Annotated in this window: 13 protein-coding genes; 10 read left to right on the top strand and 3 right to left on the bottom strand. The window is 68.3% G+C overall.

Annotated features, from left to right (window positions below; translation table 11 throughout):
- Positions 1-67 precede the first annotated feature (67 nt).
- The 3 genes from P0D62_RS03935 to rpiB all read left to right on the top strand — a co-directional run bounded on the left by P0D62_RS03935 (position 68) and on the right by rpiB (position 5,874).
- Entirely contained in the window at positions 68-2,779 is a 2,712-nt protein-coding gene (locus P0D62_RS03935; protein ID WP_275701321.1) for an MMPL family transporter, read from the top strand.
- Entirely contained in the window at positions 2,776-5,295 is a 2,520-nt protein-coding gene (locus tag P0D62_RS03940) for a YhgE/Pip domain-containing protein (protein ID WP_275701322.1), read from the top strand. The genes P0D62_RS03935 and P0D62_RS03940 overlap by 4 nt, the downstream gene beginning before the upstream one ends.
- Before the next feature lie 129 nt (positions 5,296-5,424).
- Positions 5,425-5,874 carry a ribose 5-phosphate isomerase B gene (gene rpiB / locus P0D62_RS03945; protein WP_275701323.1) on the top strand — a complete coding sequence of 150 codons (450 nt, stop codon included), beginning with the start codon at positions 5,425-5,427 and terminating at the stop codon, positions 5,872-5,874.
- Positions 5,875-5,946: 72 nt separating this feature from the next.
- On the opposite strand, the gene murJ is transcribed toward rpiB, so the two are convergent.
- Genes murJ through P0D62_RS03960 form a run of 3 tightly spaced genes read right to left on the bottom strand, consistent with a single transcriptional unit; the run spans position 5,947 to position 12,930 of the window.
- Positions 5,947-9,645 carry a murein biosynthesis integral membrane protein MurJ gene (gene murJ / locus P0D62_RS03950; RefSeq protein WP_275701324.1) on the bottom strand — a complete coding sequence of 1,233 codons (3,699 nt, stop codon included), beginning with the start codon at positions 9,643-9,645 and terminating at the stop codon, positions 5,947-5,949.
- Positions 9,629-11,485 (bottom strand): DUF6049 family protein, encoded by a 1,857-nt coding sequence (locus tag P0D62_RS03955; protein ID WP_275701449.1) that lies wholly within the window; start codon positions 11,483-11,485, stop codon positions 9,629-9,631. The genes murJ and P0D62_RS03955 overlap by 17 nt, the downstream gene beginning before the upstream one ends.
- 38 nt (positions 11,486-11,523) lie before the next feature.
- Positions 11,524-12,930: a CCA tRNA nucleotidyltransferase gene (locus tag P0D62_RS03960; protein WP_275701450.1), complete on the bottom strand. Its 1,407-nt coding sequence runs from the start codon at positions 12,928-12,930 to the stop codon at positions 11,524-11,526.
- A 307-nt stretch (positions 12,931-13,237) separates the two neighbouring features.
- On the opposite strand from P0D62_RS03960, the gene P0D62_RS03965 reads away from it, so the two are divergent.
- The 7 genes from P0D62_RS03965 (at position 13,238) to P0D62_RS03995 (ending at position 22,565) form a co-directional block, all read left to right on the top strand.
- Complete coding sequence (locus tag P0D62_RS03965) at positions 13,238-14,098, top strand: mechanosensitive ion channel family protein (RefSeq protein ID WP_275701325.1); 861 nt, start codon at positions 13,238-13,240, stop codon at positions 14,096-14,098.
- 30 nt (positions 14,099-14,128) lie between these two features.
- Entirely contained in the window at positions 14,129-16,363 is a 2,235-nt protein-coding gene (locus tag P0D62_RS03970) for a transglycosylase domain-containing protein (RefSeq protein WP_275701326.1), read from the top strand.
- A gap of 9 nt (positions 16,364-16,372) precedes the next feature.
- On the top strand, positions 16,373-17,758 hold the full coding sequence (locus P0D62_RS03975; protein WP_275701327.1) for a glycosyltransferase 87 family protein: 1,386 nt from the start codon (positions 16,373-16,375) through the stop codon (positions 17,756-17,758).
- A gap of 168 nt (positions 17,759-17,926) precedes the next feature.
- Positions 17,927-19,087, top strand: coding sequence for a TerC/Alx family metal homeostasis membrane protein (locus P0D62_RS03980; protein ID WP_406708215.1), 1,161 nt, complete (start codon positions 17,927-17,929; stop codon positions 19,085-19,087).
- Positions 19,088-19,100: 13 nt separating this feature from the next.
- Positions 19,101-20,435, top strand: coding sequence for an MFS transporter (locus tag P0D62_RS03985; protein ID WP_275701328.1), 1,335 nt, complete (start codon positions 19,101-19,103; stop codon positions 20,433-20,435).
- A gap of 260 nt (positions 20,436-20,695) precedes the next feature.
- On the top strand, positions 20,696-21,892 hold the full coding sequence (locus P0D62_RS03990; protein WP_275701329.1) for a sensor histidine kinase: 1,197 nt from the start codon (positions 20,696-20,698) through the stop codon (positions 21,890-21,892).
- A 22-nt stretch (positions 21,893-21,914) separates the two neighbouring features.
- Positions 21,915-22,565, top strand: a complete 651-nt coding sequence (locus tag P0D62_RS03995; protein ID WP_275701330.1) for a response regulator — start codon at positions 21,915-21,917, stop codon at positions 22,563-22,565.
- Positions 22,566-22,613 lie beyond the last annotated feature (48 nt).

Consider the following 22,613-nt stretch of genomic DNA (forward strand, 5'->3'; position numbering starts at 1 on the left):
TGACACGATTGCGGGCGAAAGGATACAGATGTGTATGCTGCCTTTGAATACACCCTTGTATCCGAACGTGAGGTCTGCTGTGTCCGCATCGCTCTACGCCTTGGGCCGTTGGTGCTACCGCAACCGCGGCCGGGTGGTGGCCATCTGGCTCGCTCTCCTGGTGGTGCTGGGCGGCCTCGGCGCCACCCTGCGCGGCAGCTTCGACGACGCCTTCGAGATCCCGGGCAGCTCGTCGTCCGAGGCCTTCCGTCGTCTCCACATGACCTTCCCCCAGGCGACCGCGCTCACGGCCACCGCCATGATTGTCGCGCCCGAAGGCGCGCGCGCCGACGAGCAGAAGGCCGTGATCGAGGACGCGATCGACGACTTCCTCGCGGTCCCCACTATCGACGAGGCCCTCTCACCGTGGGACGAGATGGTCGAGGGCACCGTCTCCGACGACGGCCGCGCGGCCATGATGCAGCTCAATCTCAACATTCCGGAGACGCCGAACAGCGATCAGCTGGCCGAGATCACCGTCGTCGGCGACGCGCTGGAGAGCCAGCTGCCCGACGGCTGGCAGGTGGCGATGGGCGGCCAGGCGTTCAACATCGAGCTGCCGCACCTCACGATCATCGAGGCCGTCGGCCTGCTCGTCGCGCTCGTGGTGCTGGCCGTGGTGCTGGGCTCGCTGGTGGCGGCGGGGCTTCCGCTGATCACGGCCATCATCGGGGTGGGGATCGCGATGTCGCTCTTGTTGCTGATCACCCGCGTCGCGTCGATCAGCTCCACCACCCCGCTGCTGGCGGTGATGCTGGGCCTCGCCGTCGGCATCGACTACGCCCTGTTCATCCTCTCGCGGCACCGCGACGAGCTGCGCAAGGGTGCCGACCCCGAGGAGTCCGCAGGCCGGGCCGTGGGTACTGCGGGCTCGGCGGTGGTTTTCGCGGGCCTCACCGTCTTCATCGCCCTGCTCGGCCTTGGCGTCGCCAACATTCCATTCCTGACGGTGATGGGCATCTTCGCGGCGCTCGCCGTGGCCTTCGCTGTGATCATCGCGCTCACCATGCTGCCCGCCCTGATGGGCTACCTCGGCGAGCGGATGCGCCCCAAGCCCAAGGCTGAGAAGACGACGAAGAAGCGCGAGGGCGGCGCCTTCGCCTGGTGGGTGGGCGTCACCACGAAGCACCCGATCATCACCGTCGTCGCCGTGGTGGCGGCCCTGGGTGCGCTCAGCCTGCCCGCCGCCGGCCTGCGGCTCTCGCTGCCGAACTCCGGGCAGCACGAGTCCACGGCCCAAGACCGGATCGCCTACGACCTGGTCGCCGAGCACTTCGGCCCTGGCTTCAACGGCCCGCTGATCGTCACGGTCGACATCCTCAACTCCGACGACCCGATCGCCGTGATCGACGGCATCGTCGCCGATATCGAAGCCACCGACGGCGTGGCGGCCGTGCCGCTGGCGACGCCCAACGCCAATGTCGACACCGGCCTGATCCAGGTGGTGCCCACCACTGCTCCGGACGATCCCGCCACCCAGGATCTGGCCAACGCTCTGCGCGACCTGGAGTCGCACTGGCAGGAGACCTACGACGTCGACACCGCCGTCACCGGTATGACCGCCATCCAGAACGACGTCTCGGCCCGGCTGGGCGGCGCGCTGCTGCCCTTCGGCGTCCTCGTCGTGGGCCTGTCCCTGGTGCTGCTGGCCGCCGTCTTCCGCTCGGTGTGGGTGCCGATCAAGGCCACCGTCGGCTACCTGCTGAGCGTGGGCGCGGCCTTCGGTGCCACGGCGTTGGTCTTCAACCAGGGCTGGTTCATGAGCCTGGTGAACCTGGAGCAGCCCATGGCCGTGATCTCCTTCCTGCCGATCCTGCTGATGGGCATCCTGTTCGGCTTGGCGATGGACTATGAGGTGTTCCTGGTCAGCCGGATGCGCGAGGAGTATGTGCACGGCAAGACCGCCCTCGAGGCGGTGCGCTCCGGGTTCGTGGCGTCCGGGCCCGTCGTGGTGGCGGCTGCGCTGATCATGTTCGCCGTGTTCGCCTTCTTCGTGCCCGAGGGCATGGGGCCGATCAAGCAGATCGCCTTCGCGCTCGCGGTGGGGGTGGCCGTCGACGCCTTCGTCATCCGGATGACCTTCGTGCCGGCAGTGCTGGCCCTGCTGGGCGACCGCGCCTGGTGGCTGCCCGGCTGGCTGGACCGCCTGTTGCCCACCTTCGACGTCGAGGGCGAGACCCTCAGCCGCGAGCTCGAGCTGGCCGCCTGGCCGGGCGACGGCTCCGTGGCGCACGCCGACGAGCTCGCCGTCGACGGCGTGGCCGGCCCGCTGTCGCTGCGGCTGATGCCCGGCAACGTCGTCGGACTCGCCGGACCGGTGGGAGCCCGTACGGGTGCCGCCCTGGCGTTGACGGGCCGCCTCAGCGCGACGAGCGGTCGGGCCCGCGTGGCCGGCCACCTCCTGCCGGGGGCCGCGTCGCGCGTGCGGCGGACAACCGAATACACCGACCTGCTGCTGGTGCACGACGTCGCGGCCGCCCTCGGTCGGATCGAGGGTCAGGAGGGAACGCTGGTGGTGATCGACAACGTCGAGGCCGCGGCCACCGACGCCGAACTGGCCACCCTCATGGATCTGGTGCGACGCACCCGAGCCGACAAGGTCTCAGCCCTATTGCTCTGCGGCACCACGTCGGCCCACTTGGAGCTGTTCGAGCCCGACGGGGTCGTCCCGGCCCCACCGCCCGAACCGCAGGATGCACACCAGATCACCCAGCCTTCGCACGAGGGGAGCAACGCATGAGGCCCGAGTCTGCCGCCAGCGGGCGCACGCTGAGCTGGATCTCCGTCCTGATCCTCGGCCTGGTGCCGATCCTCGCCGTCGGGGTGCTGCTCGGCCTGGCCAAGCCCTGGAATGACACCTTGGTCAACGCGGCCATCGTCAACCTCGACGAGCCGGTCACCCTGCAGGACCAGTACGTGCCGATGGGTCGCCAGCTGGCCGCCGCGATCATCGACGAGGGCAGCGACATCTCCTGGATGCTCGCCAACGAGGACACCGCCCGCGACGGCCTGCGCTCAGGTGAGTTCTCCGTCGTGGTCACCATTCCGGAGAGCTTCTCGGCGGCGGCCACGTCGTTCAGCGAGAACGACGCCGCCAAGGCCTCGCAGGCCACGATCCAGGTGGACGTCAGCGAGAACGCCCCCATCACCGACGCTCAGGTGGGCGAGCAGGTGGCGCGGCTGGCCACGTCGACCATCAACTCGACGCTCACCGAGACCTACCTCGACAACGTGTTCATCGGGCTCAACACCGTCGGCGATCAGTTCGGCGAGATCATGGACGCCGTCACCCAGCTCTCCGACGGATCGGGCGAGCTTGCGAAGGGAGCAGGCCAGGCGGCCGAAGGCGGCGAGCAGTTGGCCGATGGCCTCGGCCAGCTCGCAGACGCCGCCAAGCCCCTTTCCTCAGGCGGATCGCAGCTCAAGAACGGCTCGGGCCAGCTGGTCACGGGCACCTCGGAGCTGGCCAAGGGCGCGGGCGAGTTCGCCACCGGCGTGGACACGCTGGCATCGGGCGTGGGAGAGCTGAACGACGGGGTCGCCGAGTTCGCCGGCCAGGCGCCGAAGCTCGTGGAGGGCGTCGGTCAGCTTGCCGACGGCGCCGACCAGCTCCTGGGCGGCATCCCCGACTTCGCACAGGGATCCAAGGACGTGGTGCTGGGCGTGGGAGAACTGGCGAAGGGACTGGACCAGGTCGTCGCCGGGGTCTCGGAGGAGGCCATCGGCGAGCAGTTCGCCCCGCTCACCGACGGCGCCAAAGGCCTGGCCCAGGGAACCTCGGGCGTGAGCGCCGGACTGGACACCGTCAACAAGACGCTCGGTGGCTTGGCCTCCGGCGACGAGACCGCGCAGCAGGCCGCCGGGCAGATCGGCGCGGGTGTCTCCGCGGCCTTCCAGTGCCCGGTGGAGGATCCCGCGACGTGTGAACTGCTCGCCCAGACTTTCGCTGCCGGCGCGAATGCCGCCGCGCTCGAGGGATTCAAGGCCGGCGCCGGCGCCGGAGTGCAGGCGCTCAACACCCCCGATCCCCAAGCCGGCGTGACCTTGCTGCAGGCCGCCCAGCAGGTGGCCGGGGGTGCGGGCCAGCTGTCCGACGGCGTGGGCCAGGTGGTCGTGGAGTTGCCGAAGCAGCTGGGCGGAGGCCTCGGTCAGCTCGCCGCAGGCGCGAACACCATCGTCACCCAGGCGCAGCCCATCGTCGACAACGCGGACGCCCTCGGCTCGGGAGCCTCCGCGCTGCTCGACGGGATCAACCAGCTGAACGACCAGGTGGGCGCGCTGCCCGAGGGCATCAACCAGCTGAAGGACGGCGTCTCGCAACTCAACGACGGAGCGGGTCAGCTGTCCGACGGCGCAGACCAGCTCGCCGATGGTGCCTCGCAGCTCGCCAAGGGCGTCGCTCAGTTCGACACGGGGCTGGGCACCTATGTCGACGGCGTGGGCCAGTTCGCCGCCGGGGTCACCAAGGCCGCCGACGGCGCGCCCGAGTTGGCCGATGGCCTCGGCAAGCTGGCCGACGGGACGAAGGAATTGAACAAGGGCCTCGACACCTTCGCCTCCGAACTGGAGTCGGGCGCCGAGGATCTGCCCAGCTACTCCGAGGCCGACCGGCAGAAACTCTCCGAGGTGGTCACCAACCCGGTGGCTGCGCCGGGTGGCGTCGCGGGGGCCAACACCACCGGCCTCGTGTCGCTGCTGCTGGTGCTCGGACTGTGGGTCGGCGCCATGCTGTCCTTCGTCGCCGTGCGCGCGGTGCCCTCCACCGTCGTCACCTCGCGGGCCTCAAGCCTCGCCCTCTGGGCGCGCACCGTCGGCCTGCCGACCCTGGTGGTCGCCCTGCAGGGCCTGCTCCTCGGCGCGATCGGCGGCGGGGTGCTCGGTCTGGGGGTCGGCCCGACGGCGATGCTCTCGGTGTTCCTCGTCGGGCTGGCGGTGAGCTTCGTGCTGGCCAACCATGCGCTTGCTGCGTGGCTGGGCAACGTGGGTCGCGGTATCTCCGTGCTGCTGATCGTCGTGACGGTGGCCCTGGCCATCTCGTCGAGCGGCACCGGCTGGCTGAGCTGGCTGAATGGCGTCTCACCCGTGCAGAACGCGTTCCTGCTGGTGCGCACCCACGCGGCCGACGGCTCGGGTCTGATCGGGCTCTGGGCGACCGCGCTGCTGCTCGGCGTGATCGCGCTGGCGGCCTCGATCGTCGCCATCACGTCGCGTCGCAGCCTTACAGCCGCCCAATTCCGTCGCCGCCTCGCCGCGTAACGAATTTATAGCTGGCTGGGTTGGTCGCAGTGTGCAATATGCACAGTGCGACCAACCCAGCCAGCTATATTTCCGGAGCCCGGTCCTGGCATGGTGGATAGACTGCGAGGTGTCGTCGGGAGGGGTGACATGAAGATCGTGATGGGCAGCGACCACGCGGCCTACGACTTGCGGATCAAGCTGGTGGAAAGACTCAGGGCCGACGGGTACGAGATCGTCGACCTTGGCACCGACAGCCCGGAGTCCACCGACTACCCGATCTGGGGCGCGAAGGTGGGCAACGCCGTCGTCGCAGGAGAAGGCGAGCTGGGAATCGCGATCTGCGGCTCCGGCGTCGGCATTTCGATCGCCGCCAACAAGGTCAAGGGCGTGCGGGCCGCGTGTGTGTCTGAGACCTACTCAGCCGCCATGTCGCGCAAGCACAACAACGCCAACGTGCTGTGCTTCGGAGCCCGAGTGGTCGGTGACGACGTCGCCTACGAGATCTGCCTGGCCTTCCTCGAAGCCCAGTTCGAGGGCGAGCGGCATGCTCGACGAGTCGGTCAGCTGATCGACCTCGACGAGTCGCTTCACTGCTGACCCTCTTCGAAGCATCCCCCACGCTCTTCGAGGTGCGAGGCCGCCTGCGGCCGAGCCTCGAGGAGAGCGTTGCTACTTGCCGTTGACGACGACCTCGTTCACGACGCCGCGGAAGCCGCCCTCGACCGGGGGCAGGTCGGTGAGGTAGACCAGCAGGTAGCGGGTGGAAGCGGGTTCCGTCAGTTCGAAGGCCGTCGTGCCCTGCGGGGTCGCCGCGTTCGACGCGACCATCGCCCACTGGTCCACCGTGGTCATCGACATGTCGTTGCCGGTGGGCGTGCGAATCTCGACGGCGGTCGGGCCGTCGCCGGTGAGCGTGAGATCGATGGAACTCACCTCGCGGGTCTCGCCGAGATCCAGCACCAGGCCGACGCCGGGCTTGAGCCCGCCCAGCTTCGACTGCCGGAGATAGCGCAGCGTGCTCCAGGCGGTGGCAGGGTCGCCGTCGATCGCGTTGCCCACGAGATCCGGGTTCTCTTCATCGTTGCCGCCGTCGGCCTCGGGATCGAAGTCCTGCGCGCTCACCACCGTCAGCGGACCGGCCCCGCCTCCGGGTTCTCCGGATGCCGAGGTCGAGGCACCCGGCGAGGTGCTCGCCGGGTTGGCGTTGTTGTCGGAGCTGAGCCCCTTGCTGATCAGCAGCGAGATCACCAGCACCAGGACGGCGAAACCGGCGATCGCGGCCACCACCACGCGCTGGCGTGAGGGGATCGGCGCTCGTAGCTCGCTGACGTCCTCGTGGGCGGGGCTGCTCGGCGTGCGCTTGGGGGCCGACGCCTTCGGAGCGACAGGTGCCACCAGAGTGGGGGGTGCCGACGTCGCGGCCAGCTGCACCGCCGGCTCGGCCACCGGCGTCAGGGGCCTGGCCGGCCGCCGCACGCGCCGCTCGAGGTCGGCGGAGGCGTCCGCAGTGCCCAGCATGTCGGTGAGTGCGTTGGCGAGCTCGCGGGCGGTGTAGATGCCCTGACCGTTCATCGCCGAGAGGCAGATCTGCTCCAACACGGGCGAGATGCCGTCTCGCAACTCGCTCGGACGGGCGAGCCGGCCGTCGATCATCGGCGCCGCCGCCAGGCCCCAGGCCGACGAACCCGGCCACCGGTGCACCGTCATGGCGTAGAGCAGGGCCCCGAGGGCTTCGATGTCGGAGCGCTCGCGCTCGCTCCAGGAGCGTTCTTCGTACGACGGCGACACCAGGGACGGTTCGATGCCGAAGCCCACCACCCGCACGGTGCCGGAGGTGGTGATCACGACGGTGTCCGGGCTGAGTCGCTCGTGGAACTGCCCCTGCGCATGCACGCCGGCCAGGGCGTCGGCGAGTTCACGCACCACCCAGGCGGCCTCGATGGAGCTGAGCGGGCCGGCGATCAGGAGCTGCTCCAGCGACTTGCCCGGCCCGTACTCGCACACGATATAGGCGCCGACCTCGAGGTCGGGGTCGTGCAGCACTCCCGCGTCGAGGATGCGCAGGAAGCGAGACTCGGTGGCGATGGCGCCCCGGCGTGCCGCGGCCAGCAGCTCGTCGGCGCGCGGGTCGTCCTTGCGCAGCAGGTGCACCACGACGTCGCGGGACAGCACCTGGTCGTGCGCCCGCCAGGTCTCGGAGCCGTCGCGCTCAGTGAGCAGCTCGGCGAGCTGGTAGCGCGCATGCACCACCGTGCCGTCTTCGGCGATGCCTCCGCCACCCAGGGGACGGAAGATGTCGTCGAGGACGTCCGCGACGCCCTCCTCCGGCTTCGGCAGCGGCGGAGGGATCAGCGGCGACGATGCCACCGCCAGCTGGGGCAGGTCGTCTTCGGTGTCCTCGTCCGGTGCGTCGTCGTCGATGATCGCGTCGTGCACCTGCGTGGGATCGCCCATCCAGTCGTCGTAGCGGCCGGTGGCAGGAGCATCGTCATCGTCATCGTCATCGGCGTCCATCTCGAGCCGTCGTTCGGCGTCTCGGCGATACAGCTCGTCGTCGGTCAGCGCCGGTTCGACGGCCGTCGGCATCAGATCCTCGACGAGCACCGCCGAGCTGCTGTTGCCGCTGCCCAGCGCCTCCTGGGTGGCCGGGATCTCGTTGATCCGCTCGGCGACCTTCTCGTCTTCGGTGGGCGACGGCGCTGACTCCGACGATGACGCCTCCGGACGACGGCGCCCGAAGCGCCCTCCGACCAGGCCCGCGATGTCCTTCAGCTCGGACACCTTCAGCAGCCGGCCGACCAGCCAGTAGGCGCCCAGGATCAGCGCGCCGCCAACGGCGAGGGCCACCAGGTTGCCCCACACCACGTGGGGGATCCAGCCCAGGATCACGTCGCTCAGGAAGTAGGCCCCGGCGCCGCCGATCCCGGCGCCAAGGAGGAGCCGCACGGTGTGCATGATGATGGCCGATCCGTCGAGTCCCGGCAGTCGGCGCTTGAGAGAACGCCACGACGCGAACACGCCGAGCGAGTAGGCCAGCGAGTAGGCCAGCGCCAGCACCGCGGCCACCAGCGAAGGATCGGTGATCAGCCACACCAGCAGGATCGCGCCCAGGGCGTTGAGCCCGGCGATGAAGCACTGCAGGAAGAACGGGGTGCGGGTGTCTTCCAGCGCGTAGAAGGTGCGCAGGCAGACGAACTGGACGGTGAACGGGATCAGGCCCACCGTGAATCCCATCAGGGTCCAGGCGATCAGGACGGCGTCGTCGGCGCCGGCACCATGGCCGAACAGCAGGCTGGTGGCGGGGCCGGCCAGCGCGATGAAGGCGGCGGTGGCGGGCACGATCGCCACCAGGGCCATCCGGATGGTCTTGGTCATCTCGCGGGCCACGTCGTCGAACTTGCCGTCGGCGGCGAGACGCGATGCGCTGGGCAGCATGGCCGTGGCCAGCGAGATGGTCACCAGCGAGTGCGGCAGGATCCAGATGAGGTGGGCGTTGGAGTAGACGTTGGCGCCCGCGCCGTGTCCGGTGGCGGTTGCCGAGGTGGCCAGTTTCTGCACCACCACTAGCGCCAGCTGGTTGACCGCGACGAAGCCCAGCGTCCACTTGGTCAACGAGAAGGTGTGGCCCAGACCGGTGCCCTTGAGGTCGAAGCGGGGGCGCAGCTTGAAGCCGATCTTGCGCACGTAGAACATCAGCACCAGCGCCTGGAACGCGATGCCCACCGTGCTGCCAAGGCCCAGCACGAGCAGCTGCGGCGTGGTGAAGGCCTGCGAGTGGTCGGCCTGGTTGCCCCAGACCACGAAGTAGACCGACAGCGTCGCGATCGAGATCACGTTGTTCGCGATGGGCGCCCACATCATGGGGCCGAACTTGTCGCGCGCGTTGAGGATCTGGCCCAGCAGGAAGAAGGCGCCGTAGAAGAAGATCTGCGGCAACGTCAGATAGGTGAGCGTCACCATCGACGCGTACTGGTCGGTGAGTCCGGGGGCGCGCCAGCTGCTCGACGAGTAGATCCAGGTCACGGCAGGGGCGGCGATCGTGATCAGGACGGCGACGACGGTCACGATCAGCATGAAGGCCGTCATGATGCGGTTGGTGTAGGCCTCACCGCCGTCGTCGTCGCTGTTCATGTGGCGCACGATCTGCGGCACCAGCACCGTGTTCAGGGCGCCGCCGACGAACAGCACGTACAGCGAATTGGGCACCATGGTGGCGATGGCCAAGATGTCGGACTGCCGGGTTGCGGTGCCGAGGATGAAGGTGATCAGCATCACCCGCAGCACACCGAGCACACGGGAGACCAGCGTGCCAGAGGCCATGATCGCGCTGGCCGACACCAGCCTCTTGGTACTACTGACTTGACTCATGCTTCTCCTCGGACCGGACCGCCCTGATTCTCAAGGCGGTTCCTCCCAGCACTACTGCACCTGAGATGACGATGATGATCCAACCGACACGCCCAAACTCGGTGGCCGTGATCTCCAATGTGGTTTCGGGCCCGAACGTGCGTCCCGACGCGGTGGCCAGCTGCCCGTGCACCAGAGTCACGCCGTTGGTGGTGGCCTGCGGGGTGATGGCGAGCGTCTGCGACTGGCCGGACGGGAGGGTGACGACCTCGGAGTCGGGCACCGAGATGCGCTGCGGGGTGTCGGACTGGAACCGCAGCTGCACCGTGACGGTCAGGGCGGTGTCGTTGGCGATCGTGACGGGCAGCGTCCCGGTGGTGGAGCTCAGGACGAACTGCTGGGCCGCGCGCACCGTGATCTTGCTCGGGTCGAGCTCGGCCTGCGGGGAGGCGTCGATCCACGCGAGGGCCTCGTCCTCGCTGCCCAGGTGACGGTTGAAGGCGGAGGTGTCGAACCGGGCCGGCGAATCGGGGGCCACGAGCTCCCAGTTCAGGCCCAGCTTGTCCAGGCGTTTGGCCAGTTTCGTCCACTTCGGTGCCGGTTGGGCGGGACTCCACGCGAGCACGCTACCGACGGCGCCCGTCGGGGTGCGGTGGGGACGGGCATCGTCGAGCAGGCCTTCGACGCGCACCTGGGCCTCGTCGGTCAGCAGGTAGTTGACGGGCATGCCGTGGGTCAGCTCGGTGGCCAGCAGGTAGCCGCGGGTCTCGGCATCGGATTTTCCGATGAGCGTGTCGGGGAGCTGAGCGCGCCGGCCTTCGGCGACGGTGCGGGTCACGCCTTGGACCTGCCTGGCGACGATGCGGTCGAAGTCGGTGAGTCGTGCGGCCAGCTCCTCCGAGCCGGTCTCGTCGAGCACCGCCGCGGTGGGAAGGTCGGCGAGGGTGTCCGTGGCGGTGCCGGCCAGCGCTTGATCGAGGAGGCCGACGGCGTCGGCCTTCGCCAGGTCGGGGTCGCCGCCGGGCAGTCGCCATAGCCGTTGGGCCGTCGCCAGCCGGTCGACCCGCGCCAGCCAGTCCTTGGCGGCCGGGTTGGCTTCGGTGGTCTCGTCGCCCACCGCCAGCAATTGCAGCGCGCGGTAGAGCTCTGGGTCGATGATGCCGATCACGCCCGACCGTTCCGCCGCCGTGAGCAGCACGTCCAACCGGCCTTCGACCTCGACGGCCAGTTGCTCCGCTGCGTCGTCGGTGAGAGCGGCGTCGTCGGGGAGGAGCGACGGGCGCGATGACAGCAGCACGGTGGCGCTGACCGGAAGCGGCTGCGTCGTCGCGGGAACCAGGACGCGGGCCCGACCCATCGTCGTGTTCACCCCGCCTTCCGGGATGGCGCGCACGTGGACGCCGAGCCAGTACACCGCGTCGGTGGCGGTGGGCAGGGCTAGCTGCCCCACGGTGGTTTTCACGCTGAAGTCGGCCGTCTCGCCGGGCTCGAAGGGCTGATCGGCGGCGATGAGATGCAGGTTTCCTGCTTCCAGGCTGTCGAGTCGGCTTCCCAGCGGTGAGGTCAGCGGGGCCGCGACGGCGGCGTCGACCTGCTCCGTGCTCACCAACGGCTGCTGACTGCGCCAGAAGTGAACGTTGACGTAGCGCATGTTCGTCTCGGAGGCGTTGGTCACGGTGCCGGAGACCTCGACCACCTGATCCGGCTTGGTGGGGTCGATGATCGTCGGCGCGATGCTCTCGATGCGCACATCCAACGGCTGCGTCTCATCGGCGCGCGCCAGGACGGAAGGGGAAAGGAAGAATCCGAGAAGCCCGATGGCCAGCGCCAGCAGCGCCCCACCCAGGGCTCGGATCCTCATCACCGTCATATGGTACTTGGCTGCCGCTCGGCGACGGGTCAGCCGGCGTTGGAGGCCCACCAGTCACGGAGGATCTGGGCGGCGTCGTCCTTGGACGACGGGCCGTGCTCCATGCGGTGGTCGAGGAGGAACTTGTAGGCCTTGCCGACGTCGCGACCGGGTCCGATGCCAAGGATCTCCATGATCTCGGTGCCGTCCAGGTCTGGCCGGATCTGGGCCAGCTCCTCCTGGGCGGCCAGCTCATCGATGCGCCACTCCAGTTCCTCGTAGGCCCGGCGCAGGCGGGTGGCTTTGTTCCGGTTGCGGGTGGTGCAGTCGGCCCGGGTGAGGATGTGCAGGTGCTCCAGCTCGTCGCCGGCGTCGCGCACGTAGCGGCGCACCGCGGCGTCCGACCACTCCGCGTCGGCGTAGCCGTGGAAGCGCAGGTGCAGCTCCACCAGTTTGGACACCGACTTCACGATCTGCGACGAGTAGGTCAGCGCCTTCAAGCGCTTGGCGGTGAGCTTGGCGCCCACGATGTCGTGGTGGTGGAAGGTGACCTTCGAGCCCTCGAACTTGCGCGTGGCCGGCTTGCCGATGTCGTGCAGCAGCGCGGCCAGCCGGTTGACGATGTCGGGCTGGTGACCGCGGGTCTTCTCCAGGTCGATCGCCTGCTCGACGACGGTGAGCGTGTGCTCGTAGACGTCCTTGTGACGGTTGTGCTCGTCGCGTTCCCGGCGCAGCGCCGACACCTCCGGCAGGAAATGGTCGGCCAGCCCGGTGGTGACCAGCAGGTTGAGGCCGGTGCGGGGACGATCGGTGAGCAGCAGCCCGGTGAGCTCGGCCTGGATGCGCTCCGCCGAGACGATCTCGATGCGCTCGGCCATCTCCGTCATCGCCTTCACGACGTCGGGGGCCACCCGGAAGCCCAGCCGCGAGGCGAAGCGGGCCGCGCGCAGCATCCGCAGGGGATCGTCGGAGAACGAGATCTCGGGCGTCGTCGGGGTGCGCAGCACGCCCTCGGCCAGGTCGCTCAGGCCGCCGTAGGGGTCGACGAAGGCGCGGGTGGCTACGTCGACGGCCATCGCGTTGACGGTGAAGTCGCGGCGGATGAGGTCGCCGTCGATGCTGTCGCCGAACGCGACGATGGGCTTGCGCGAGTCCTGCTCGTAGGCGTCGGCCCGGAAGGTGGTGATCTCGATCTTCCACTCCAGGTCGTCGACGCGCTTCATCGCGCCGATGGTGCCGAAGGCCTTGCCGATGTCCCAGGTGCTGCGGCTGAACTGGCGCAGCAGCTCGTGGGTCTGCTCGGGTCGGGCTGAGGTGGTGAAGTCGAGATCGTCGCCGAGGACGCCCAGCAGCGCGTCGCGCACCGATCCGCCGACCAGGTACAGCTCGTGGCCGGCCTGGCGGAACAGCTCTCCGAGTTCGTCGATGACCGGCGCGATGCGCAGCAGCTGTTGCATCGCGTTGGTCTGGGCTTGGGTGAGGCTCGGCACGACGCACGATTCTAACCGCCCCCGCACCAATCTCCCTCACGCACCGATCTCCGCCCGGGCGCCAATCTCTCTTACACGCCGATCTCCGCCCCCGCGCCAATCCAGGAAAATCGGCCAATGGCCGATTTTGCGGTGTCTATCGCCGAGAATCGACCATTGGCCGATTTTCCTGGATTGGGCTGGGGCAGCGGGACGGGGGAAGAGTGGGGAAGAGCTGGGCTGGGGCAGCGGGACGGGGGAGAGCTGGGCTGGAGTGGGGTGCGAAGATGGGGCCATGCTCGATTCCTGGTACGAGAACCTGCTGGTCAGCCTGCTCATCGTGGCGGTGGCATTCGTCGCCCGGGTGGTGCTGGGCTATGTCATCCGACGCTCCGTGCGCACGATCGCGCGTCGCAGCGAGCAGCGCACCGGGCTGTCGGGCAAGACCGCCGTGATCCTGGCCAAGGCCGGGGGCGCCGATCCCGAACGGCAGGCGCGGCGGGTGTCCACCATCGGATCGCTGCTGCGCAACGTGGTCAACGTCGTGATCGTGACCGTCTCCGTGCTCACCATCTTGTCTGTCTGGGGTGTGCCGATGGGGCCGCTGATCGCGTCGGCCGGCGTCGGTGGTGTGGCGCTGGGCTTCGGCGCCCAGTCGCTGGTCAAGGACTATCTCTCCGGCGTGTTCATGCTGTCCGAGGACCAGTTCGGGGTGGGCGACATGATCCAGGTGGGCGACCTCAAGGGCACCGTCAAGGAGGTCACGCTGCGCGTCACCAAGCTGGAGGATCCCAGCGGCGCGATCTGGTACGTCCGCAACGGCGAGGTGCTGACCCTGGGCAACCTCACTCAGGGCTTCTCGTCCACCGTCGTCGACATCCCGGTCGCGATCGACGAAGACCCCGACCGCGTCCGTCAGGTGCTCAGCGAGGCCATCGCCCCGATCGCCACCGAGAAGGCATGGAAGGACGTGCTGATGGCACCACCGGAGGTGCTCGGAGTGGGCTCGTTGCAGGGCGGCACCATGACCATGCAGGTGCTGCTGAAGACCAAAGCCAACCAGCAGTGGGGCCCCATGCGCGAGGTGCGCGAGTACGCGAGCGAGGCGTTCACGGCGCACGGCATCCGGCCGCCCCTGATCACCAGGATTGAGTGATCGGTTGCCGGTCCGCCTACCCTGGATCGCATGGCGTCTACCAAAAAGCGGCCGAACAAGAAGGCCAAGGCGAAGCGCGGTTTCTGGGGAAAACTGGGGATCGCCGCTCTGGTGACCTTCTTGATCGTCGGGTTCTCCGGCCTGGGCGGGTTCGCGTTCCTGTACTTCACGACGGACCTCCCGGACCCCAACGACGACTTCCAGACCAACACCTCCTTCATCTATTACGGCGACGGCGAGACCCAGATGGGCAGCCTCTCCGTGCAGAACCGGCAGACCATCGGCTACTCCGAGATGCCGCAGGTGATCAGGGATGCCGTGGTGGCCGCCGAGAACCGCAGCTTCTGGGAGGATCCGGGCTTCTCCGCGCGGGGCTTGGCGCGTGCGGCGTGGTCGATCGCCTCGGGCGGGCAGATGCAGGGCGGCTCCACCATCACCCAGCAGTACATCAAGATCCTCTACCTTGACTCCGAGCGCACGCTCACCCGCAAGGCACGCGAGATCATGCTGGCCATTCGCATGGGCAGGGAGGTGCCGAAGGAGGAGATCCTCGCCGGCTACCTCAACACCATCTACTTCGGGCGCGGCGCCTACGGCATCCAGGCCGCGTCGCGGTCGTACTTCCTGACCGATGCCGAAGACCTGACGCTGAGCCAGGCCGCCGCATTGGCCGCCATCCTCAACAACCCGGCTGCCATGAACCCCTCCGACGGCGAGGACAAGCGGGCCGTCCTGCTCGAGCGCTACAACTACGTCCTCGACGGCATGCTCGAGATGGGCACGATCGGCAAGGCCGAGCACGACGAGGTCTACGGCGAGCTGCCGGAGTTCCCGGAGGTGCCGCTCAACAATCGTTATGGCGGCGCGAAGGGCTTCTTGATGAAGGCCGTCGAGAAGGAGATGGAGACCCTCGGTTTCGACGAGGTGGAGACCCAGGGCGGTGGCCTTCGGATCATCACCACCATCGACGAGAAGGCGCAGGAGGCGGCCGTCGAGACGGTCGAGCGCTACACGAAGGAGGCCTCGGGCAACGCGGGCAGCGACGCGGAGGATCTGCACGTCGCGCTGGCGTCGGTGGACACCGAGACCGGGGCCATCATCGCCATGTACGGCGGCCCCGACTACGTGGAGAACCAGCGAAACTGGGCCACCACGCCGCGCGCCACGGCGTCGACCTTCAAGACCTTCGCCACCGTCGCCGGCCTGCGTAACGGCTTCACCCTGAACTCCATGTTCAACGGCAACACGTTCACCCCGCGCGGCGACGACCGTCCCATTCGCAACGAGTTCAGCTACCAGTACGGCCAGGTGAGCTTGCGCCGCGCGACGGCGGAGTCGATCAACACGGCCTTCGTCGACATGACCCAGCAGATCGACGACGGTGCCAGGGAAGTGGCCAAGGCCGCCGTCGACGCGGGTGCCCCCGAGCTCGAGGCCTGGGAGCTCAACATGAACAACCGGATCGCCCTCGGCGCGGTGGAGGTCAGCCCGGTGAACATGGCCAACGCCTACGCGACCCTGGCCAACAGCGGAAAGCGCAACGAGACGCACATCGTCGCCAAGGTCACCGACCAGCACGGCCAGGTGCTCTACGAGGCCAAGCCTGCGTCCGAGCAGACGATCGAGGCCGATGTCGCGGCCAGCACCACCGACGCGCTGACGTCCGTCGTGCAGGAGGGCACCGGTCGACGTGCGTCCTCTCTCGGGCGTCCGGTGGCCGGCAAGACCGGCACCCACGGCGTCCTCGACGACATCCAGTCGGCCTGGTTCGTCGGCTACACCAAGCAGGTCTCCACCGCGGTGATGTACGTCGCCGGCGATGGCACCGCCGACCTCGACCCCTTCCGCAGGCCGCAGGATCCCACCTTCTTCGGGTCGTCCTATCCGCTGATGACCTGGATCGACTTCATGGAGGTCGCCACCGACGGCATGCCGGTGGAGCAGTTCGACGATCTGCCGCTGAAGAACCGCCAAGGCGGCGGCGAGCGGACGCAGGCGCCGCCCCGCACCACCGAACCCAGGCCGTCGGAGTCCACCAGCGAGACTCCCAGTCCCTCTCCGACGCCGACGGCCACCCAGACGGAGGAGCCGGAGCCCACGTCAACACCCAGCCGGACCGCAGAACCGACACCCACCCAGACACCGACGCCCGAGCCCACCCCGACGGCAACGCAGACGCCCGCCCCGGAGCAGCCGGACAGCGACACGAATGCCGACGGGGGAGATGTGGGCGGAGGCGATCCCGCGGCCGGGGCCGATGGGTAACCTGACGCCGTGAAGGACGCGCTGCTGCCCGGCTTCGGTGGGCCGATGGGACGCCACGCCCGCAAGGAGGGCGTCTGGTTCGACCCCATGCCCTGGGCGCTGATCGTCGCCACGCTGCTGTTCGCCGCGCTGTACCTGCGCCACCTTCCCTGCCTGCAGTCCCAGGCGGACGAGGGCGTCGACACCTTCGTCCGGCTCTGTTACACCGACATCCAGACCTCATTCATCAGCCAGGGACTCGCGACCGGCGACAGCGTCTTCGGGGGGCAGATCTCTCTCGCGCCGCTGGTGGCAGTGGTGGTCGCCGCGACGGTGTGGCTCACCTCCGTGCTGGGCGGAGAGATCCCTCCCGACGCCGTCCTGCAGACCCAGCTCGACGCCTTGCCCCTGTTCTTCGGGCTGAGCGCGCTGGTGCTGTTCGGCTGCTTCCTCGTGACGGTGACCGCCGCCGTGCTGATGGGCCCCGACTCGGGCAACGCACGCTTCCGGTCGTGGTTCGGGCTCGCCGTGGCGGGGTCGCCGATCGTCTTCGCCGCCGGCCTGATCGACTGGTCCCTGCTTCCCATCGGGCTCACCATGTTTGGCCTGCTCGGGTTCGCGCGAGGTCGCGTGCTGGAGGCGGGCGTGCTGCTCGGCCTGGCTGCGTCGGCCGGCACCATGCCGATCGCGGTGTGGCTCGCCGTCGCGGTGGCCGTCGTGCTGCGCGGGGATCGACGTGCGGTAGCGGCCTTCCTGGTGCCGTCCATCGGCACTTTCCTCGCGGTCCACGTGCCGTTGATGCTGAACCAGCCGGGCGTGGTGTTCAACCACTACGTCGCGGAGATCAACAAGGGCACCAGCGATGGGTCGCTGCTGTATCTGCTGGAACACCTCCTCCGGTTCGAGTCGCGAGAGGTCGGGGGATTGTTCTTCGCCGCGCGGCTGCTCGTGCTCGGCGTCGTGATCGCCTGGCTCTACGTCACCCGACGGCGCCCCCGCGTCGGCAGCCTCGTCGGCGTGTTCGTCCTGATCACGGTGCTGCTCGCGCCCGGTTTCACGCCCCAGACCGGACTCTGGGTCTTGATCGCGGTCTACCTTGCCCGGCCCTTCCGGGAAGAGCTCGTCCTGACCGCCGTCACTCACACCGCGTACGTGGCGGCGATCTGGGCGTGGCTGTCCGGGCATCTGTCCCAGGCCGAAAATGGGCCGGAAGGCGTCTACTTCTGGGTGCTGCTGGCCAGGGCGGCGGTGGAGGCCTGGGTGCTGGCGTCGTGCCTGATCGACGTCGCCCGCCCCGGCAGCGACCGCCTGCGAACGCCCGACCTCAGCGATCCGATCGGCGGGGTGCTCGTCGACGGGGAGGAACTGAAGCCGCTGAAAGCCGTGCCATCGACCGCGGACGTAACCGTTGGGTAACGGTTCGCGATCCGCGAGAACTCGTCGTCGGAACCCGCTTCCCCTTGCCCTTATCCTTGATAGAAAGCGCCGTCTCATCCGGCATCCTCGATCCGGGGCAATCGCCCTCGGGTTCCGCCTAACAGGAGTTGACCTTCGTTGACTGACGTCCCGTTGTTGGTTTGGGTAGTGACCATCGCCGTCATAGCCGGCCTCCTCTTCTTCGACTTCTTCTTCCACGTGCGCAAGGCGCACATCCCCACCTTGAGGGAAGCCACCTTCTGGTCCGTGGTCTACATCGGCCTGGCCATCGTCTTCGGCATCGTGCTGTGGATCTTCGGCGGCCACCAGATGGGCGCCGAGTACTTCGCCGGGTGGGTGACCGAAAAGGCGCTGAGCGTCGACAACCTGTTCGTGTTCCTGGTCATCATGTCGAGCTTCGCGGTGCCGAGGGCCGACCAGCAGAAGGTGCTGCTCTTCGGCATCGTCTTCGCACTGTTCGCCCGCAGCGCCTTCATCTTCGCCGGCAAGGCGCTGATCGAGAACTTCTCGTTCATGTTCTACATCTTCGGTCTGATCCTGATCGTGACCGCCGGCAAGATGCTGGTTCCCGAGCGCGAGGGCGAGGACGAGGCCAACAACCTCATCATCCGCACCGCCAAGAAGTACCTGCACACCACCGATCACTACGACGGCGACAAGCTGTTCACCTACGAGAACGGCAAGCGGGTGCTCACCCCGATGCTGCTGGTGATGGTGGCGATCGGCGGCACGGATCTGCTGTTCGCGCTCGACTCGATCCCCGCCATCTACGGCCTCACAACCAACGTCTACATCGTGTTCACGGCCACCGCCTTCTCGTTGATGGGCCTGCGTCAGCTGTACTTCCTGATCGACGGGCTGCTGGATCGCCTGGTCTACCTCAACTACGGCCTGTGCCTGATCCTGGGGTTCATCGGCGTGAAGATGATCCTCGAGGCGCTGCACACCAACCAGCTGGGCTTCATCAACGGCGGCGAGCACGTCAATGTGTTCACCTTCGGCCCGTCCACGTCGCTGCCGATCATCCTCGGCATCCTGGCGGTCACCGTCGTGCTGTCGCTGACCTCCAAGAGGGGCCGCCTGATGGCTGCCGTGGGATCCGTGGAGCGGTTGGCCAGCGCCTACGTGCACACCGAATACCACGCCGAGGACGACACCGAGCGCGAGCAGAACTACGCCAAGATGCTGGAGGCCGAGGCCAAGCTGGCCCAGTTCGACAGAGCCAAGGTCACGGCGATGATGGAAGAGATGAACGCCGATCGCGCGCTGGAGAAGGCCAAGAAGCTCCACCCCGAAGCCACCAGCTGATCCGTCCTCCTCTGTGACTCTCATCAACGCCTTGAGGCGGCTGTGGAAGCACGCGGCCTTTCGCCGCCTGCTTCTGCTGCGCGTCTTCAGCCAGGCCGCGGACGGCACCCTGCAAGTGGGGATGGCCAGCTACATCCTGTTCTCCCCGCAGAGCCAGCCCGACGCGTGGTCGATCGCCGGCGTACTCGCTCTGACGCTGCTGCCGTTCACCATCGTCGGGCCGTTCGTCTCGCCGCTGCTGGACCGGTGGTCGCGACGCGAGGTCGCCTTCTACTCCGACATCACCCGTGCGGTGCTGGCGCTGCTGATCGCGGTGGTGATCTTCTCGGGGCTCACCTCCGGGGTGTGGCAGGCGGTGCTCTACGGCGCACTGCTGGTGGCGATGAGCATCAACCGGTTCATGCTGGCCGGGCTTTCCGCCGGGCTTCAGCACACCGTCGACGAGGACGAGTTCATCACGGCCTCGTCCATCGTCCCGACGGTGGGCCCGCTCGGGGTGGTGATCGGCGCCGGGCTCGGGTTCGGCGTCCGGCTCACGCTGGGGCGCGTGATGGAGTCGCACCAGGCGGATGCGATGGTGTTCGTCATCTCGGCCGTCCTGTTCGTCGGGTCGGTGATCATGTGCTCCGGGTTCACCCGCGATGCGCTCGGCCCCGATGCGCCGGGGGAGCGGACGCGGAGCATCGACGTGCTGCGCGGCCTGGCTGAGGCCGGCCGGCATCTGGGACAGCGGCTGCCCGCGCTGGTGGCGCTGATCGGGATGGTGGTCTCGCGGCTGCTGTTCGGGTTCTTCTCCGTCGCGATCATCCTGGCTGCGCGGAACCTCTGGCACGAGACCTCCGAGACGGAGGCGGCCCTGGCCGACCTCACGCTGTGGGGAGGGCTCACCGGAGCCGGGTTCGTGCTGGCCGCCGCGCTGGTGCCGGTGCTGGTGCGTCCGCTCGGACTGCGTCGCACGGCGGTCGGCCTGCTGAGCGTCGGGGCTCTGCTTCAGTGCGTCACCGTGTTCACCGACGGGAAGCTGGCCCTCTTCGTGGTGAGCTTCGGTATCGGCCTGATCACCCAGTCCTTCAAGATCTGCGTCGATACCCTGGTGCAGGCGCACGTCGACGAGCAGTACAAGGGGCGGGTGTTCACCTTCTACGACATGGGCTTCAACGGGGCCTTCGTCGCCTCTGCCGTGATCGCCGCCGTCGCGCTGCCACCCACCGGGCTCGACCCCGTCGCCTTCGGCGTCGCGGCCCTGATCTATCTGGGCACCGCGGTTTTCGTCGCGCTGGCCGCCCGCCGGATCGGCGTCGCACAGTTCGAGCGCGGCACGGAATCGCTCACCCGTAACGCTCTTTGAGGTGCGGAGGCGCTGGGCGTACTTCGAGACGCTCGTACCTCGCTCCTCAGCACCCGGAACGAGGTCTGAAGCTGAAGCCTCGAAAAGACCCCGCGCGATCTTTGGCAGGGACCATCGTGCGGCTACCGGTCGCTCTTTTCGAGGCTCGTTCCTCGCACCTCAAAGAGCGTGGGTGGGGTGCTGAGGTGACCGCAGGCGCACCCGCCGGGGCCCAGAGTCGTAGGCTCACGCACCGCCTCGCGCCATAGGCTAGGGACACCATGCTGACCGACCGACTGACGCGCGACCGGCGCACCTTCCTGATGGACACCCTCTGGGCCGTCCTCGCCGGAGTGGTGCTGGGCTTGCCCATGTTCGCGACCGATCACTCGTCGGCGGTGGCGGCCGTTCTGTGGTCGCTGCTGATGGCCAGCGCGCTGGCGGTTCGTCGTCGGTTCCCCATCGTCGCTCTGGGGATCGTCACCATCGCCGCGCTCGGCATGTACGCCTCCGACCTCACTCCGTTGCCGGCTCTCATCGTCATCCCGGTCGTCGTGTACTCCCTCGCCAGGTACCAGCGCGCCTCGACGGCGGCCGTGGTGGCGACCTTGGGGTCGGTCGGGTCGATCCTCGGTCCTACCCGCTGGGCCTCCCACCTGCCGGTGGAGATGCAGGCTCTGAGCAGCATCGTGCTGATCGCCCTGTGCGGGGCGACGGTGGCGCTGGCCTACGTGCTGGGACGCTACTCGCGCGAGCGCCGGGTCTCCGCGGCACTGGACAAGGAGATCGCCATCGAGCGCTTCGCTGCGGCGCAACGCCAGTCCGCGCAGGAGTCGCAGCTGGCGGTGGGTCGGGCGCGCAACGAGGTGGCGCAGGAACTGCACGACGTGCTGGCGCACTCGCTGTCGGTGATCGTCGTGCAGGCCGAGGGTGCGAAGGCCTTGATGGTGAAGAAGCCCGACGTTGCGGGGGAGGCGCTGGACGTGATCGCGAACACCGGTCGCACGTCGATCCAGGAGATCCGGCGCATCGTCGCCGTGCTGCGCCAGGAGGAGGACGAGGCGCAGTTCGGGCCCGCGCCGTCGATCACCCAGATTCCGGCGATGCTCGCCGCTGCGGGCGACCGGATCACGCTGGCCATGCCGGACGAGGTGCCGGTGGTGCCCGACTCGGTGGGGCTGACCGCCTTCCGCGTCGTGCAGGAGTCGGTGACCAACTTCCTGAAACACGCCGGCGCCGACGCGCGGGCCACCGTCGAGATCGAGTTCACGCCCAGCTCCATCGAGTTGCTGATCCGCGACGACGGAGTGGGCGGCCAGTCGCAATCCGACGGGCGCGGCGCGGGGCTGCGCGGCATGCGGGAACGGGTGTCGGCCATGGGCGGTACGCTCACCGCAGGGCCGCATCCCCACAGGGGTTTCGAGGTGCGGGCTACGCTGCCCACGCCCAATCAACTAGGCCGAGGATGGCTGGAATGATCGCATCGACCGGAGGTAAGTCATGATCAAGGTTCTGCTCGCGGATGATCAGTCGCTGGTGCGCAGCGGCTTCCGGATGCTGATCGACTCGGCCGACGACATGGAGACCGTCGGCGAGGTCGAGAACGGGCGCGACGCGGTGGCGTTGGTGAAGCAGCGCCAGGTCGATGTGGTGCTGATGGACATCCGGATGCCGATCATGGACGGCACCGAGGCCACGCGCCAGATCACCGCTCTCGGAGTGGGCACCAAGGTGCTGGTGCTCACCACCTTCGATCTCGACGAGTACGTGTTCGCCGCCATCCGCGGGGGAGCATCGGGCTTCCTGCTCAAGGACGCCCGGCCCGAGGAACTGCTGGGAGCCATCCGTAAGGTGCATGACGGCGACGCGGTGATCGCCCCGTCGACCACTAAGCGCCTGCTCGATCAGTTCGCCTCTAAGCTGCCGACGCCCGGCGAGCGCTCCGAGGATCCGCTGGAGGTACTGACCGAGCGCGAGCGCGAGGTGCTGCTCGAGGTGGCCAAGGGGGCCAACAACGCCGAGATCTCCTCACGGCTGTACTTGGCTGAGGGCACCGTCAAGACCCACATCGGTCGCCTGCTGTCCAAGCTGGGAGCCCGCGACCGAGTCGGCCTGGTCCTCATCGCCCACGAGTGCGGCCTCCTCGACTAACCCACCCCCACGCTCTCCGAGGTGCACCCCACCCACGCTCTTCGAGGT

The sequence above is a fragment of the Tessaracoccus caeni genome (genome assembly GCF_029211185.1).
GTDB lineage: Bacteria > Actinomycetota > Actinomycetes > Propionibacteriales > Propionibacteriaceae > Arachnia > Arachnia caeni.

Excerpts from the sequence above, each read along its gene's own strand:
- P0D62_RS03940 (WP_275701322.1), top strand. The coding sequence starts at position 2,776 with ATGAGGCCCGAGTCTGCCGCCAGCGGGCGCACGCTGAGCTGGATCTCC.
- rpiB (WP_275701323.1), top strand. The coding sequence starts at position 5,425 with ATGAAGATCGTGATGGGCAGCGACCACGCGGCCTACGACTTGCGGATC.
- murJ (WP_275701324.1), bottom strand. The coding sequence starts at position 9,645 with ATGAGTCAAGTCAGTAGTACCAAGAGGCTGGTGTCGGCCAGCGCGATC.
- P0D62_RS03955 (WP_275701449.1), bottom strand. The coding sequence starts at position 11,485 with ATGAGGATCCGAGCCCTGGGTGGGGCGCTGCTGGCGCTGGCCATCGGG.
- P0D62_RS03960 (WP_275701450.1), bottom strand. The coding sequence starts at position 12,930 with ATGCAACAGCTGCTGCGCATCGCGCCGGTCATCGACGAACTCGGAGAG.
- P0D62_RS03965 (WP_275701325.1), top strand. The coding sequence starts at position 13,238 with ATGCTCGATTCCTGGTACGAGAACCTGCTGGTCAGCCTGCTCATCGTG.
- P0D62_RS03970 (WP_275701326.1), top strand. The coding sequence starts at position 14,129 with ATGGCGTCTACCAAAAAGCGGCCGAACAAGAAGGCCAAGGCGAAGCGC.
- P0D62_RS03990 (WP_275701329.1), top strand. The coding sequence starts at position 20,696 with ATGCTGACCGACCGACTGACGCGCGACCGGCGCACCTTCCTGATGGAC.
- P0D62_RS03995 (WP_275701330.1), top strand. The coding sequence starts at position 21,915 with ATGATCAAGGTTCTGCTCGCGGATGATCAGTCGCTGGTGCGCAGCGGC.